This window comes from Alcanivorax profundi, from assembly GCF_003597125.1.
GTDB lineage: Bacteria > Pseudomonadota > Gammaproteobacteria > Pseudomonadales > Alcanivoracaceae > Alcanivorax > Alcanivorax profundi.
The window spans coordinates 121,104-137,374 of record NZ_QYYA01000006.1 but is presented as its reverse complement, the minus strand read 5'-3'; the positions used below and the strand labels follow the sequence as shown (position 1 = coordinate 137,374).

Sequence of the window (16,271 nt, the reverse complement as noted above, 5' to 3'; positions counted from 1 at the left end):
AAGGAGAAAGCTATGTCAACAAAAACAAGCTCAACCAATGCTATTCAGACTAAGATGATCAACGCTTCCTCCAAAGTGCTGCCGATGCATTTGCAAATCAAGGCACTGAAGATGTTGATGAAAGCCAAGAAAAAAACGGTTGGGTCTCGGCGACCACAAGTAAATTTCGTTGAAACGCCTGTTCCTGATGTCAATAGCTTGGCAATTGAAGATATTGACACCAGTAACCCCTTTTTGTACCGGCAAGATCAGTGGCGCGCGTATTTTAAGCGATTGCGTGATGAGGCCCCGGTGCACTACCAGAAGAAAAGTCCATTCGGTCCTTTCTGGTCCATAACGCGCTATGAGGACATATTGTTCGTGGATAAAAATCACGAACTTTTCTCATCCGAGCCACAAATTATTCTTGGTGATCCACCTGAAGGCTTATCGGTTGAAATGTTCATTGCTATGGATCCGCCCAAGCATGATGTACAACGCCGGGCGGTGCAGGGCGTAGTAGCGCCGAAAAATCTTAAGGAAATGGAGGGGCTGATCCGTTCTCGAGCTGCAGAAGTGCTCGATAGTCTGCCGCTAGATAAACCATTCAACTGGGTTCCTGCAGTATCAAAAGAGCTTACAGGTCGCATGTTGGCAACGCTACTTGATTTCCCTTATGAGGAGCGTCACAAGCTTGTTGATTGGTCTGATCGTCTGTCTGGTGCAGCATCTGCCACCGGTGGAGAGTTCACGGATGAGGATGTCATGTTCGATGATGCAGCAGACATGGCTAGAGCTTTCTCAAGATTGTGGCGCGACAAAGAGGCTCGACGTGTGGCTGGTGAAGAGCCGGGTTTTGATTTGATCAGTATGCTACAGGGCAACGACGACACAAAAGACCTGATCAATAGGCCGATGGAGTTTATCGGTAATCTTGCTCTATTGATTGTTGGAGGTAATGACACCACGCGGAATTCCATGAGCGGTGGTGTGTTGGCCTTGAATCAATTCCCCGAGGAGTTCGCCAAGCTGAAGGCGAAACCGGATCTGATTCCGAACATGGTGTCGGAAATCATTCGTTGGCAAACCCCGTTGGCCAACATGCGCAGGGTTGCGACCCAGGACGTTGAACTTCGTGGTCAGACCATCAAGAAAGGGGACCGGGTTTTAATGTGGTATGCCTCAGGAAATCGGGATGAACGCAAGTTTGAAAACCCCGATCAACTTATTATTGATCGCAAGGATGCACGCAACCATATTTCTTTTGGTTACGGTATTCACCGTTGTATGGGTAACCGCCTGGCTGAATTGCAATTACGGATTTTGTGGGAAGAACTGCTCAAGCGATTCGAAAATATCGAAGTGGTCGATGAGCCGGAGCGTGTACAGTCGAACTTCGTGCGCGGTTATTCGAAGTTGATGGTCAAACTGACGGCAAAAAATTAATGAATGGTTTGACCAGTCTGGCGACTGAACAATTCGATTATATCGTTGTTGGCGCTGGCTCAGCAGGGTGCGCGGTAGCCAATCGTTTGTCTGAGAGTGGCCTCTATACGGTGTTGCTACTCGAAGCCGGGCCCAAGAGTCGCCGCAACCCTTTCGTCAACACGCCTCTTGGATTTTTGCAGTTGATGTTCAGTCGCCGTTTCAACTGGCAGTTCTATACTGAACCACAGCGCCACATGTATGGTCGCTCGTTGTTCCAGCCGCGGGGCAAGATGCTTGGCGGTTCGAGTGGGATTAACGCCCAAGTCTATATCCGTGGTCACGCCAGGGACTACGACGAGTGGGCACGGCAGGGGTGTAACGGTTGGTCATACGCCGAGGTGTTGCCGTATTTTCGTAAGTCAGAACATTACGAGCCTGAGATGGTGCCGGGTACCGCAGGCTTCCACGGTCAGGATGGGCCTCTCAATGTGGCGGAGCGGCGTTATACAAACCCGTTGAGTACGGCGTTTGTCGAGGCATCAGTACAGGCGGGGTATCGACGCAATCGGGACTTCAACGGCCCTGATCAGGAAGGCGTCGGCTATTACTACACCTATCAGAAGGATGGTTCCCGTTGCAGTAATGCGCGTGCTTATCTTGAGCCTGCTGAGGGTCGATCTAACTTGACCATTCGCAGCGATGCACATGTTACCCGCGTGCTGTTTGATGGGGCTCGCGCTATTGGTGTCGAGTATCGCCACGCAAAAAGTTTGGTTAGAGCTCATGCCAAGCGGGAGGTTATCCTATGCGGCGGTGCATTCAACTCGCCACAACTTCTTATGCTGTCAGGTGTCGGCCCCCGCGAGGAGCTTGCTCGACATGGCATTGAGCTGCGTCATTCGCTGGAGGGGGTGGGGCGTAATCTTCAAGATCATGTTGACGTTTTTGTACGGGTCAGATCGCGAAGCCGACAGGGAATATCGATGCATCCTAGCTATTGGTTGAACGGGGGGCGGGCCTTAATGCAATACCTGAGCGGTCGTCGAGGTGTGCTGTCTAGCAATGGCGCTGAGGCAGGCGGATTCATCTGCTCCCAAGCAGAGCAACCGATACCTGATCTGCAATTGCACTTTGGGCCAATGCTGTACGCTGATCACGGCCGTGACATGAAAATTGCAATGAGTGGCTATGGCTACATTGTAATGATCTATGGGCTCAGGCCCTTGTCCCGGGGCCGCATTGGTTTACACAGTGCTGATCCGCTCGCTGCACCATTGATTGACCCCAATTACATGGCTGACCCTGCCGATGTCGAACAACTCATTCGTGGTGTTCGGCTTGTTCGTAATATTTTGTCCCAGCGTGCACTTTATATTCATCAGGATGTAGAAATTTCACCAGGGCTGGAAATACAGGATGACGCGAGTCTCACCGAGTGGGTGCGCCGTAATGGTGAGTCCGCATACCACCCGGTCGGCACTTGTAAGATGGGGATTGATCATATGGCAGTGGTCGACCCTCGTCTCCGTGTGCGTGGCTTGCAGTCGTTGCGGGTAGTTGATGCGTCTATCATGCCAACCCTGGTTGGCGGGAATACCAATCAGCCGGCGACCATGATTGGAGAGAAAGGGGCAGATATGATACTTGAGGACGCCGCGGTGGCTGGATTTTAGGCATCATGTGTTTAGCTCGGATGATGTTGCAAGTTATAGTTATTCATGAATTTTTTGTGGGTAACTCGGTTTCAGTACGCATAGAAAGAGACAGGTTATGATTAACAAAAATAAAGAGGTCACCGTCATTATTGGTGGTGGACACGCAGCAGGAACACTTTTGACCGCCTTGCTGCAAAAAAAATACCCTCACAAAGTGGTTATGGTTAGCGAAGAGCTGCACCCTCCCTATCAGCGACCGCCCTTGTCCAAGAATTATCTCGCGGGGGAGGTTGATAAGGCGTCTTTATACCTTAAACCGCCTTCAATCTACGAGAAAGCGGGGCAGGAATTACAGCTCGGCGTGCGCGTAGAAAAGATTAACAGAGACGACAAAAGCCTCATTTTGTCAGATCAAAGCACTTTAAAGTACGACCAACTGGTCTTGGCCACTGGCTCACATGTCCGCCGTCTTAACGTGCGGGGTTCAGACTTGAAAGGTATTCATTATTTGCATGGTATCGAGGACACAGATGCCCTGCGTCGTGAGCTAGTACCCGGCAAACGCCTGGTTATCGTGGGGGGCGGGTATATCGGACTTGAAGTGGCTGCCAGTGCGACTAAGCAAGGTGTTAAAGTTACTGTCTTGGAAGCTGCCGAGCGCTTAATGCAGCGTGTTACTGGGCCAGAGATATCTGAATTTCTCTACGCCAAACACACGAGTGCAGGAGTCGATGTTCGTCTGGGGGCGGCCGTAATTGGTTTTGAATCAGATGATCAAGGGTGCGTGAATGGTGTGACCTTGGCCGATGGGGGTAAGGTGTCAGCGGACATCGTTCTCGTTTCGATTGGTGTCATACCAGAAACGGCCTTGGCTGAAAATGCTGGCCTGCTTTGCGATGATGGCGTTGTCGTCGATGAATTTACCCGCACCGATGACCCAGACATTCTGGCGATAGGAGATTGTACCCGCCATCATAATCTGTTCTTCGACAAAAGGCAGCGTCTTGAATCAGTCGCTAACGCTGTTGAGCAAGCTCGTACGGCGGCAGCTACACTTATGAGTGAAGAAAAGCCCTACGATAGCCCTCCCTGGTTCTGGTCGAACCAGTATGATGTTCGTTTGCAGATGGTAGGATTGTCCCAAAATCATGACCAGCGTGTACTGCGTGGCAGTATCCTTGACAAGGAATTCGCAGTTTTCTATCTATGTCTTGGTCATGTTATTGCTGTTGATGCAGTCAATTTTCCAGTTGCATTCATGGTGGGTAAACAGTTGGTTAAACTGCGCAAGAGTGTCAGCGCTGAAGTATTGTCTAATCCGAATATCGAACTGAAGTCTTTAATCTGAAGCACTGCAAGAATTGCTATCTCCAATAGTCTCGATGACGACTTGTGTCAACGGAAACCGTATCCGGTACCGAAGGTCGATCTGAGCAATCAAGTGGCGTGGACATGGTCGATATACAGCTTTATTCGTTGGGTGTTAACGACAACGTAGCTATGTGTAGAGATGCCGCAAGCCCAAGTGGGGCGGTCAAGCATCGCTCAGCGGTAGTTCCCACTTGGGCGGGTAAGGCGGTGGGTCGTTTACATCTGCACGGGCTCGCAGATGAACGGCGAGCATGTTGCACCAGACTTTGAGATAGCGGTCAAAGAGCGTTTTGTCGGCAACGATGTGCAAATCCTGCGCCATGCCGCGCAACAGCCATTGCGTCAACATCATCATCGAGCGCACATCGGTGTCTTCACTAATGGCCTCCAGATAATGGTCAGCCGCGTTACCGACGATGAAGTAATTGGAAGTCCAGACACGTTGCAAAATGGATGCAAGCTCAGGGTCATGTTGGCTGGCTGTCAATAGTTGCATCAACGGGATAAATTCCGGCTGATCGAAAACATTCTTCCATGCACCAAAGATAAGGGCTTCTAGTCGATCTTCAGATCCATGGAGTTTGGCGATGGCTTTACCCAGCTGAATATAGTGCTGGCGAATTAAATGCTCAGCTGCCGCAGCGATCATGTCTGCTTTACTAGAGAAATGGTGTAGTGGGGCGCCCCTAGATACGCCAGCGATGTTGATAATGCGACTGACGGTGGTGCCAGCGAATCCATCCTTCTCTAGACAGGTGAGCACTGCCTGAATGATGCGTTCCCGCATGGCGTCGCTACGTTGTTCCTGGGTGCGTCGTTGAGCATTCATCGCGTTCTCTGTCTATTACTGAGCATGGTCACTGGGATGCAGAGGCCTGATTCTAAATGATAAATGGATTGTAGCGTAGCTCGCCAATAAACAAGTTGAACGTACGTATTGTAAGTTATAAAGTCTTGCCATTGTTCCTGAATCAACGTTGGAAGCCTGTAATGAGTGATGTGCATGTACCGGCGGCTGTATCGCCGATGATCCCCCGTACTCTCTTCAATGAAGACCATGAGGCGTTCCGCGCCACAGCAAGGCGTTTCTTCGAGACTGAAATCTCCCCTTACCACGAGAAGTGGGAGGAGCAGCAACATATTGATCGTGAACTGTGGAATAAGGCGGGGGAGCTGGGGCTGCTGTGTCCAACGATGCCTGAAGAGTACGGCGGCTGCGGCGTTGACCGTCTCTATTCGATGATACTGATGGAGGAGCAGGCGAGGGTGGGGGATTCGGCCAGCGGCTTTGCCCTGCACTCGGACATTGTTGCCAACTACATCAACAACTTTGGTTCCCATGAACAGAAAAGCCAGTGGCTGCCCAAAATGGCCACCGGTGAAGCGGTCACTGCCGTGGCCATGACCGAGCCGGGTACCGGTTCCGATCTTCAACGTATCAAGACCACGGCCACCCTTGAGGGCGATCACTACGTGGTAAATGGCTCGAAAATCTTTATCACCAACGGTTACCTCTGTGACATGGCGGTGGTGGCGGTGCGTACCGGGCCGGCTGAGCTGGGTGCACAAAGTGTGTCCCTGATGATTATTGAGGCGGATCGCGAGGGCTTCTCCAAGGGCAAGCCGCTGAAGAAAGTCGGCATGCGCGGGCAGGACACCTGCGAGTTGTTCTTCGACAACGTCAAGGTGCCCAAGGAAAACCTGCTGGGTGCCGAGGGCATGGGTTTCATTGCCTTGATGAAGGAGCTGGCCTGGGAGCGGATGATGATCGCCATCATCTGTTCGTCGGCTGCCGAGCATGCGCTGGCAACCACCGTGGAATATGTGAAACAGCGCCAGGCGTTTGGCAAGCCGGTGGCGGCATTCCAGAACACCCGCTTTGAATTGGCCGAGATGCGTTCTGAAATCCAGATTGCACGGGTTTATGTTGATCGCTGTATGGAGCTGGTGGTGAAGAATTCCCTGTCGCCCGAGGCTGCCTGTGCGGCCAAGTACTGGGTATCCGATTTGCTCAGCAAGGTGGTTGACCGCTGTGTGCAACTGCATGGTGGCTATGGCTACATGCTCGAGTATCCGATCGCCCGAGCCTACATCGACACCCGTGCCAACCGCATCTACGGCGGCACCAACGAAATCATGAAAGAACTTATTTCACGCTCTATCTGAGGATTCTCGACCCTGCACGGCATGTGTGCCCTGTATTGAAAAGAGGAAAGTATCATGGCAGAACTTCGTTTTGATGATCGTGTAGCCATTGTCACCGGTGCCGGGGGCGGGCTGGGCCGGCAGCATGCCCTGACCCTGGCCGCGCGTGGCTGCAAGGTGGTGGTTAACGACCTGGGTGGCAGCGCCCACGGTGATGGCAAGTCGTCGTCTGCCGCAGACAAGGTGGTGGATGAGATCCGGGCCATGGGAGGGGAGGCGGTTGCCAACTATGACTCGGTGGAAAACGGCGAGTCGATAGTACAAACCGCGTTGGATAGCTTCGGCACTGTGGACATCGTGGTCAACAATGCCGGCATCCTGCGTGACGTCAGTTTTGCCAAGATGTCGAAGCAGGACTGGGACTTGGTGTTGAAAGTCCATCTGGAAGGTTCCATGAGCGTCACCCATGCGGCTTGGCCGATCATGCGTGAGAAGGGCTATGGCCGCATCATCATGACGACCTCGGCAGCCGGCCTCTACGGTAACTTTGGTCAGGCCAACTACTGTGCTGCCAAGTTGGGTCTGGCCGGGCTGGCCAACTGTCTGGCGGAGGAAGGTCGCAGCAAAAACATTCATGTGAATACCATTGCGCCGATTGCGGCCTCGCGGCTGACTGAAACCATCATGCCGCCGAATTTGCTGGAAAACCTCAAGCCAGAAGCGGTCAGTCCGCTGGTGGCCTGGTTGTGCCATGAAAAGTGCGAAGAAACCAAGGGTATCTTCGAAGTGGGTGCCGGCTTCATCAGCAAGTTGCGCTGGGAACGTAGCCAGGGCAATAGCTTCCCCCTTGGCAAGGCCTTCAGTGTTGATGATGTAGCGCGTCGTTGGGGCAAGATCACCGACTTTACCGATGCGGAGCATCCATCCAATGTCAACGAATCCTTCTCGCCGATTCTCGACAACATCAACAACCCTTCACTGGGCGGCAACGAATTCATCGATCTGGATGTGGCCAGCAAGGAAAGCCTCGAGCTGGAATCGTCCTATGATGAAAATGACCTGTCGTTGTATGCCCTAAGTGTGGGCGCCGCACGTGATCCGCTCGACAAGGATGAACTGAAGTTCGTCTACGAGCTGGGTGGCAATTTCCAGGCGTTGCCCACCTATGGCGTCATGCCACAGATCGGCGCGATGCTAAAGGCAGCAAAAGAAGGCGCGCTGGCTCTGCCAGGGATGAACTTTGGCTTCGACCGGTTGCTGCATGGCGAGCAATACACCGAAATCAAACGGCCGCTGCCGCCGCACGCCAAGCTGAAGCACACCTTCAAATTCAAGAAGGCATTGGACAAGGATCCGAATGCGGTAGTTACCTTTGCTATTACCTCCACCGACGAAAACGGTAACGAGGTGGCCTATAACGAGATGACCTCGTTCGTGAAAGACGCCGGCGGCTGGGGCGGTGAGCGGGGCGATTCCGGCGAGATCAATGTGCCGCCCGCACGTGAACCGGATGCGGTGATCGAAGAGAAAACCGACGCCAACCAGACGCTGCTGTATCGCCTGTGCGGTGACTGGAATCCGCTGCACGCCGACCCGGCGTTTGCCAGGGCGTTCGGTTATGACAAGCCGATCCTGCATGGGCTGTGTACCTTCGGTTATGCCGGACGCCATGTCATCAAGGCGTTCAGCAATAACGATGGCCGTTATTTCAAGAGCATCAAGGTGCGCTTTGCCAAGACGGTATTTCCGGGTGAAACCCTGGAAACGCGCATGTGGAAGGAATCCGATAACCGCATCATCTTCGAAACCTGGGTGAAAGAGCGTAACGAGGTGGTGCTGAAGAATGCCGCCATCGAGTTGTTCTCGGAGATTCCGGCAGAAGCGCCGGTGCCGGAACAGGTGTCCGCCGAGGAAGTGTCTGCGCCGCAGGTGGAGCAGGCGGTGACGCCTGACGATGTGTTCGCGGCGGTGGCGACCTACATCAAGCAGAAACCGGAACTGGTTGATCAGACCGGTACCAGCTTCCAGTTCGAGTTCAGCAATCCGGATCAGCAGTTCTTTATTGATCTGAAAAATGCACCAGGCGCGGCAGGGCCTGGCACGATCGACAAACCGGACGTGACTCTGGCGCTGGACAGCGAGCATCTGGCGACCGTGTTTGGTGGCGATCTTGCGGCGGTGCAGAAACTGTTCTTCGGTGGCGAGCTGAAAATTTCCGGCAACGTGATGGCCTCCAACAAGCTCACCGTGTTGCAGGACATGGACCCGAAACTGGCCGAGCAGGCGCGTGACAAGCGCGTGGCTGACGGTGGTGGTTCACAAGCTGTCGCAGTACCGGTCGAATCGCAGGAGCCGACCATGGCGGATGTGTTCAGTGCCATCGGCCACTTCATCGCTGACAACCCGGATCTGATCGAGAAGGCCGCTACCAGCTTCCAGTTTGCGTTCAGCAACCCGGATCAGGATTTCTATATTGATCTGAAAAACGCACCGGGTACCGCCGGGGCGGGCCAGCTGGACAAGGCGGATGTGACGCTGGAGTTGGACAGCAAACATGCCCCGACCCTGTTTGGCGGTGATCTGGCTGCGGTACAGAAACTGTTTTTTGGTGGCGATCTGAAGATCGGAGGTAACGTGATGGCCTCCAACAAGCTCACCGTGTTGCAGGACATGGACCCTAAGCTGGTGGAGCAGGCACGCGACAAGCGATTGGCCTCCGGCCAGCCGGATACCGCTACCGCACAACCGAAAAAGCAGAAAGCACCGCAGGCGGAGAAAGTGCTGCCGGAGCTGGCGGAAAAACTGTCGGCCATTGGTGGACAGGGTGGTGTGTTGCAGATCAAGGTGCGGAGCCCAGACAGTGCCTGGTTTATCGATCTATCCGCCTCGTCGCCCGGCATCGTCAGCGGCGAGAAGGACGCGGCGGCGGTGATCACGCTGGACGACAGCAAGCTTGCCGACCTGATTGCCGGCAAGGTGGCCTTGAGCACCTTGTACCAGAAGGGCGACATGCGCGTCGACGGTGACCTGGCGCTGGTGCGCAAACTTGAACAAATCCTGTAACGCCATAATTCGGAGAACAGAGAATGAAACGAAGAGTGAATGTGATCGGTGTCGGGATGACCAAGTTTGCCAAGCCCGGTGCCAGCGATGATTACCATGTGATGGCAAAAGCGGCTGGCCTCGCCGCAATGAAGGATGCCGGCATCCAGTACAGCGATGTTGAGCAGGCGTTCTGTGGTTATGTCTACGGCGATTCCACCTGTGGTCAGCGTGCCGTGTATGAACTGGGCTTGACCGGCATTCCCGTGGTCAATGTGAACAACAATTGTTCCACCGGTTCGTCGGCCCTGTTCCTGGCGCGCCAGGCCATCGAAGGCGGTTTGGCTGAATGTGTCATCGCCCTGGGTTTTGAAAAAATGGAGCGCGGCGCGCTTGGTGCTAAGTTCAATGATCGCGAGAACCCCATGAGCCAGCATGCGCAGGTGATGATGGATACGCAGGGCTTCAATCAGGCGCCGCCGGCGGCACAGATGTTCGGTGGCGCAGGGCGTGAATACCGCTGGAAGTACGGCACCAAACGGGAAACCTTCGGCAAGATTGCCGAGAAGGCGCGTCAGCATGCCGCCAACAATCCTTACGCACTGTTCAATCAGGTGCTGTCGCTGGAAGAGATCATGGCGTCAGACGAGGTGTTTGATCCGCTCACCCGTTTCCAATGCTGCCCGCCCACCTGTGGTGCCGGCGCCGCGATTCTGTGTTCGGACGAGTTCGCCAAGAAGCATGGCATTGCTAACCCGGTGTATATCGCCGCCCAGGCGATGACCACGGATTTCGCCAGCAGCTTTGATGAAAAATCCATGATCAAGATGGTCGGTTACGACATGACCCGTTCCGCCGCCGACAGCGTGTACGAGCAGGCCGGTATCGGCCCGCAAGACATCAATGTGGTCGAGTTGCACGACTGCTTTACCGCCAATGAGCTGCTCACCTATGAAGGTCTGGGTCTGTGCCGGGAAGGCGGCGCGGAGAAATTTATCTGGGATGGCGACAACACTTATGGAGGCAAGTTCGTGACCAATCCGTCCGGTGGCTTGCTGTCCAAGGGGCACCCGCTGGGGGCTACAGGTCTGGCGCAATGTGCCGAACTGGTGTGGCAGTTGCGTGGCCAAGCAGAAAAGCGACAGGTCGAGGGAGCTCGGGTAGCCTTGCAGCACAACCTTGGTCTGGGGGGGGCCTGTGTAGTGACCCTGTACCGCAACGATTGAGCCGTTACATGCAAGGGATGGGCTGGCTGCGCTTCTGATCGGGATGTTGACCAAATAGGGCGGTATCTTAGACGGGCTAGGACGCTTTTGGATGCCTGGGGACTATGCTCAATGACTTGCTTTGCAGGCCTGCGTTATGCTGCCGCCCACGAAGGGTTAGGGTTCCATTTTTTTGCGATTTTTCGGCTGAAAGTCTGTGTTGTTACTTGCACCCGGTGATTTCGAGCTACGAGTGTTTGGTAAAGATCGGAGTGGCGACTAATCAGATGTGGGTTTTTCCTGGGATGCATAATTGCTAAATAAAGCTGTAAAGCTTTTCTTGCCATCCTTCTTTAGATTGCCATTCTCTTTTTCAGTCGATTCGCAGCTAAGGCTGTATTGAGTTTCTGGGGTTGTTCCCGCCCGTTCAAATTGTTTCCCATCTCGAAGGGCGTCTAGGTAGTTGGCCCACTCCTGCATCATTTTGGTGCGCTGACTCAGGAAGCTGGTTCTATTATAGGCGGTACCATTGGGGTCTTTGACGGCATGAGCCAGTTGGTGCTCGATCCACTCAATCCTATAGCCCAGTACTTCGTCCAAGATTGTCCGGGCTGTTGCTCGGAAGCCATGGGGGGTTACGTCATCGTTGCCGTAGCCCATATCCCGAAGGGCCACTCGGACGCCATTCTCGGATAGACAGCGGCTTGCCCCTCGTTGCGACGGAAAAACGTATTTGCCGCGTCCGGTAAACAGGTGGATATCCTGTAGTAACGCCATGGCTTGCTGCGGTAGTGGTACTATGTGGGGATGGCGCATTTTCATCTTGTCGGCAGGGATCTCCCAGCGCTGCTCTTCCCAGTTGATCTCGGACCATTCCATTTGCCGGATTTCGCCTGGGCGCTGGAATAAGATGGGGGTCAGAAGCAGGGCGGTTTTCACCACTGGGCCTGCTGTGGACGCTTGCATGTCCCGTAGCAGCTTTCCCAACCGGGAAGGGTCGGTGATGGCGGCGCGGTGTTTTACCTTGGGTGACTTGAGCGCTCCTCGCAAGCTTGCCGTGGGATCGATTTCGGCTTTTCCCTCAATGATTGCATGGCGGAAGACCTGGCCGCACTTTGTCTTCAGGCGTTGAGCTGTTTCCAGCTTGCCGGTTGACTCGACTCGGCGGAGGACATCCAGCAGTTCTCGGGGGGATATGTCGGCAATAGGCCTGTGTCCTATATAAGGAAAGGCGAAGGTTTCCATGAGCCAGCGATTTTTCTTGTCTGTTTCGGGGGCTACCTGCTGGCGCACCAGCCATTCCTGGGCAACAGCCTCGAAACTGTTGGCCTGGGCTTCGGTGCGAGCCAGTTTCTCCTGGCGGCGAGCTTCGCTAGGGTCAATGTTGTCGGCAAGTTTGAGCCGCGCGTCTTTGTGAGCTTTTCGGGCGGCCTTGAGGGAGATTTCGGGATACACCCCAAGTGCCAAGGATTTCTGCTTACCTAGGAAGCGGTACTGATAGCGCCAGTACATTCCTCCATCAGGAGAGATCTGTAAGTAGAGCCCGCCACCGTCAGCAAGCTTGTAGGTTTTGTCTTTCGGTTTGGCCTTTTTGATCTCAAGGGCCGACAGCTTTTCCATCGCATTCTTGCTCATTTCCTGTTCCTTGGGCGTTGTTGGTATCTGAAAGAGGCCAGCAGGGCAGTGCCAACATAAGTACCAACAGAAATGCTGGTATCTGGTTGGATTCCATCGGATGGGATTAGAGCGAGTATAAACGAAAAAAGCCCTGAACCAGACGGTTACAGGGCTTTGTCGGACTCCGTAAGAGTCATGTTTGGTGCCGAGGAGAGGACTTGAACCTCCACGGGGTTGCCCCCACTAGCACCTGAAGCTAGCGTGTCTACCAATTTCACCACCTCGGCGTTTCGTGCTGAGCCGTATATGAGTCCGGTAAAGTTTTTACCGTTTCATGTTCGGTTCATCGCGAAAGCGCGTGCATTCTAGTATATGATGGACGAATGTCAAATCCCTTTTCGAAAAAATCCTCAATGCCCCCAAAAAAGCGTTACCGCGACCCCCACGCCGAAAGAGAGGCGGAAAAGTACGAAAACCCGGTGCCCAGCCGTGAGCTGATCCTGGACGTACTCAATGACCAGGGTAAGCCCCTGGCCTTCGAAGACATCGCTGCGCTGCTGGAGGTGGGCGAGGACGGTGAGGTCGGTCTCGACCGCCGTATTCGCGCCATGCTGCGCGATGCTCAACTGGTACAGAACCGCAACGGCAAGGTTGGTGTGGTGTCCCGCATGGACCTGATTGCAGGCAAGATCCAGGGCCACAAGGATGGCTTTGGCTTCCTGATTCCCGATGACAAATCCCAGAGTGACCTGTTCCTCGGCCCCCGCCAGATGGAAAAGGTCATGGACGGCGATCGGGTGCTGGTCAGTGATGCCGGGGTCAATCGTTTCGGCAAGAAAGAAGCCCGCATCGTCGAAATTACCGAGCGCGCCACCACCGAAGTGGTCGGCCGCTATTACCGGGAAGCCGGCATCAGCTTTGTGGAGCCGGAAAACCGCCGCATCACCAAGGAAGTGCTGGTCGAGGACAAGAACGGCATCAAGCCCAACCCGGGTGACCATGTCCGTGCCACCATTACCCAGTACCCCAGTCGTGATCACCATGTACTGGTTCGGCTGGAAGAAATCATTGCGACCCCGGACCAGGCGGGCATGGAAATCGAAGTGGCCCTGCGCCGTTTCGAGATTCCCCATGTATGGCCGGACGGGGTAGAAGAGCAAGCCAATGCGTTTGGCGATAGCGTCCCCCACAAGGCCAAGGCCAACCGGGTGGATCTGCGTGACCTGCCGCTGGTGACCATTGATGGCGAGGATGCCCGCGACTTCGATGACGCGGTGTATGTGGAGCGTCGTCCCCGTGGCGGTTGGCGCCTGATTGTGGCCATCGCCGATGTGAGCCATTACGTGTATCCGGGCTCGGCGCTGGATAACGAAGCGGCCAAGCGCGGTAACTCGGTGTACTTCCCCAATCGGGTGATTCCGATGTTGCCGGAGGCGCTGTCCAACGGGCTGTGCTCCCTGAATCCCCATGTGGACCGACTCTGTCTGTATTGCGACATGACCATCTCGGCCAATGGCCGGCTGTCCGGTTTTGTGTTCCGTGAGGGCGTAATGCGTTCGCGTCACCGTCTCACCTACACCAAGGTGGGCGCGATGATCGAGGACCCGGAGTCCGAGTTGGCTCAGGAAACAGTGGCCAGTCTGGACGATGAGTCCCTGGACATGCTATGGGCCTATCACGAGATGTTCCTGGCCCTGCGCCGCCGTCGCGAAGAGCGGGGAGCCATCGACTTCGACAGTGAAGAAACCCGCATCATCTACGACGAAAACCACAAGATTGAAGGCATGGTGCCGGTGGTGCGCAATGTGGCACATATCATGATTGAGGAGGCCATGTTGGCCGCCAATATCTGTGCCGCCAAGCTGTTGGAAAAAGCCAGAGTGCCGGCCCTGTACCGTAACCATGAGCCGCCCAAGGAAGAGCGCCTGAGCAAGTTGCAGCAGTTCCTCGGGGGGCTGGGGCTGAGCATTGCCTGGTCCGAAGGGGCGCCGAAACCGGCGGTGTTCCAGCAGCTGCGCGAACAGATTCTGGAGCGCCCGGATCGCAACGTGATCCAGACCATGATGCTGCGCTCCATGACCCAGGCCAAATACGAAGCAGAGAACAAGGGCCACTTCGGGTTGGCCTACAAGGCCTATACCCACTTTACCTCGCCGATCCGGCGCTACCCGGATCTGCTGGTGCACCGGGCAATCCGTTATCTGATTCGCTCCGAGGGGCTGCCCGCCCATGTGGACAATCCAGGTAGCCTGCCGGAGATTCCGCGTCAGAAAATCCTGCCCTATAGTCAGGAAGACATGGTGGTGATCGGCGAACAATGCTCCATGACCGAACGCCGTGCGGATGAAGCCACCCGTGACGTGATTTCCTGGCTCAAGTGCCAGTTTATGGAGTCGCGCATCGGTGAAGTCTTCGAGGGGGTAATCAGCGGCGTGGCCAGCTTTGGCCTGTTTGTTCAGCTTAACGAGCTGCATATTGACGGGCTGGTGCATGTGGCCAACCTGGACAGCGATTACTACCACTTTGACGAAGTGAACATGAGCCTGAATGGCGAAAGCAGCGGGCGTCGCTTCAGTCTGGGCGACTCTGTCACCGTGCGGGTCGCGGCAGTGCATACCGAAGACCGCAAGATCGACCTGCAGCTGGAGTCGTCGACGCCGTCCCGCAAGGGGCGCCCCAAGGGCGGCAGCAAGGCGTCCGGTAAGGGCGCCGCCGGCCAGAGCAGCGGCAAGAAGGGGCTCTCCGAGCGGGAAAAGCTTGCCAAGGGCGATATCCCCAAGCCGAAGGCCAAGCGCAAGGGCCCGCCCCGTGGTAAAAAGGCGGCCCGGCGCAGCAAGAAGAGCTAGGTCTTCATTCTGCAGGAGCTTGCCTGCAAGCGATTTGCCACGCGTCGCTGGCGCGAATCGCTTGCAGGCAAGCTCCCACATTTCTCTTTTCCCACCGCGTGTAGCGTGGTGCGTGTAGCGTGCAGGCGTCCCAATGAGTAAAGCCCAGAAACCCCTGATGTATTCCGGCTTCCACGCAGTGGAGGCGCTGTTGCGCCATCGCCCCGAGGCGGTGCTGGAATTGTTTGTCCAGGACTCCCGCGCCGAGCGCGAGGAGCCGCGGCTGGAGGCCATGATTCGGGCCGCCAGGGATGTCGGGATTGCGGTCCAGCGGGCCCGCCGTGAGGTGCTGGAGAAGCATGCCGGTCCCCAGCATCAGGGGATTGTGGCGCGTGCCCGTCCGCGTCGTCCCGCAGATGAAAATGCGCTGCTGAAGTGGCTGGACGGCAAACCGGCCAATCCGTTTTTGCTGGTGCTGGAAAATGTCACCGACCCCCATAACCTCGGCGCCTGCCTGCGCAGTGCTGATGCTGCGGGGGTGCAGGCGGTGATTGTTCCCCGTCGTGGTGCAGCGGGTCTAACGCCGGTGGCGTGCCGTACCGCCGTGGGGGCCGCTGAGAGTCTGGCTTATTATGAGGTGGGTAACCTGGCGACCTTGCTGGACCAGCTCAAGGAGCGCGGGGTCCAGGTCGTCGGCACAGCGCTGGAATCACGAAGCACCTCCCTGTTCGATTTCCAGGCCCCGGATGCCCTGGCGGTGGTCATGGGCGCAGAGGGGGCTGGCTTGAAACGGCTGACTAAAGACAAGTGTGACCAGCTACTGGAAATTCCCATGGCGGGCGAGGTGCAAAGCCTGAATGTTTCCGTGGCGACAGGGGTGGTGTTGTTTGCTGTTTGTGCGCAGAAGAAGGGCGGGGGCAGTTAACAGTTAACAGTGAATAGTGAACAGTTGCGCGAGCAGCGGCTGTGCGGTTTTAAACGTATGAGGCCGCGCCCAACCATTG

At 55.4% G+C, this 16,271-nt stretch carries 10 protein-coding genes and 1 tRNA gene; 8 read left to right on the top strand and 3 right to left on the bottom strand.

The window, feature by feature from the left end; genetic code table 11:
* Positions 1 to 12 precede the first annotated feature (12 nt).
* The 3 genes from D4A39_RS15730 to D4A39_RS15720 all read left to right on the top strand — a co-directional run bounded on the left by D4A39_RS15730 (position 13) and on the right by D4A39_RS15720 (position 4,410).
* Positions 13 to 1,425 carry a cytochrome P450 gene (locus D4A39_RS15730; protein ID WP_022983806.1) on the top strand — a complete coding sequence of 471 codons (1,413 nt, stop codon included), beginning with the start codon at positions 13 to 15 and terminating at the stop codon, positions 1,423 to 1,425.
* Positions 1,425 to 3,080: a GMC family oxidoreductase gene (locus D4A39_RS15725; RefSeq protein WP_119918525.1), complete on the top strand. Its 1,656-nt coding sequence runs from the start codon at positions 1,425 to 1,427 to the stop codon at positions 3,078 to 3,080. The genes D4A39_RS15730 and D4A39_RS15725 overlap by 1 nt, the downstream gene beginning before the upstream one ends.
* A 97-nt stretch (positions 3,081 to 3,177) precedes the next feature.
* Positions 3,178 to 4,410 carry an NAD(P)/FAD-dependent oxidoreductase gene (locus D4A39_RS15720; RefSeq protein ID WP_022983804.1) on the top strand — a complete coding sequence of 411 codons (1,233 nt, stop codon included), beginning with the start codon at positions 3,178 to 3,180 and terminating at the stop codon, positions 4,408 to 4,410.
* 186 nt (positions 4,411 to 4,596) lie between these two features.
* Here D4A39_RS15720 and D4A39_RS15715 read toward each other — a convergent pair whose 3' ends face one another.
* The gene (locus tag D4A39_RS15715) at positions 4,597 to 5,262 is read right to left on the bottom strand and encodes a TetR/AcrR family transcriptional regulator (RefSeq protein ID WP_022983803.1); all 666 of its coding nucleotides are present in this window, start codon (positions 5,260 to 5,262) and stop codon (positions 4,597 to 4,599) included.
* A 161-nt stretch (positions 5,263 to 5,423) separates the two neighbouring features.
* Between D4A39_RS15715 and D4A39_RS15710 the strand changes: the two genes are divergently transcribed.
* The 3 genes from D4A39_RS15710 to D4A39_RS15700 are packed head-to-tail and all read left to right on the top strand — an operon-like array spanning position 5,424 to position 10,846.
* Positions 5,424 to 6,599, top strand: coding sequence for an acyl-CoA dehydrogenase family protein (locus D4A39_RS15710; RefSeq protein WP_022983802.1), 1,176 nt, complete (start codon positions 5,424 to 5,426; stop codon positions 6,597 to 6,599).
* A 54-nt stretch (positions 6,600 to 6,653) separates the two neighbouring features.
* Positions 6,654 to 9,641, top strand: coding sequence for a peroxisomal multifunctional enzyme type 2 (locus D4A39_RS15705; RefSeq protein WP_022983801.1), 2,988 nt, complete (start codon positions 6,654 to 6,656; stop codon positions 9,639 to 9,641).
* A 23-nt stretch (positions 9,642 to 9,664) separates the two neighbouring features.
* Positions 9,665 to 10,846 (top strand): lipid-transfer protein, encoded by a 1,182-nt coding sequence (locus tag D4A39_RS15700; protein ID WP_031225738.1) that lies wholly within the window; start codon positions 9,665 to 9,667, stop codon positions 10,844 to 10,846.
* A 258-nt stretch (positions 10,847 to 11,104) separates the two neighbouring features.
* On the opposite strand, the gene D4A39_RS15695 is transcribed toward D4A39_RS15700, so the two are convergent.
* Together D4A39_RS15695 and D4A39_RS15690 are read right to left on the bottom strand one after the other, a co-directional pair.
* Entirely contained in the window at positions 11,105 to 12,460 is a 1,356-nt protein-coding gene (locus D4A39_RS15695; RefSeq protein WP_022983799.1) for a tyrosine-type recombinase/integrase, read from the bottom strand.
* 182 nt (positions 12,461 to 12,642) lie between these two features.
* Positions 12,643 to 12,729, bottom strand: a tRNA-Leu gene (locus tag D4A39_RS15690).
* 126 nt (positions 12,730 to 12,855) lie between these two features.
* Between D4A39_RS15690 and rnr the strand changes: the two genes are divergently transcribed.
* Both rnr and rlmB read left to right on the top strand, forming a co-directional pair.
* The gene (gene rnr, locus D4A39_RS15685) at positions 12,856 to 15,288 is read left to right on the top strand and encodes a ribonuclease R (RefSeq protein WP_022983798.1); all 2,433 of its coding nucleotides are present in this window, start codon (positions 12,856 to 12,858) and stop codon (positions 15,286 to 15,288) included.
* 133 nt (positions 15,289 to 15,421) lie between these two features.
* The gene (gene rlmB, locus D4A39_RS15680; protein ID WP_022983797.1) at positions 15,422 to 16,192 is read left to right on the top strand and encodes a 23S rRNA (guanosine(2251)-2'-O)-methyltransferase RlmB; all 771 of its coding nucleotides are present in this window, start codon (positions 15,422 to 15,424) and stop codon (positions 16,190 to 16,192) included.
* Positions 16,193 to 16,271: the final 79 nt, after the last annotated feature.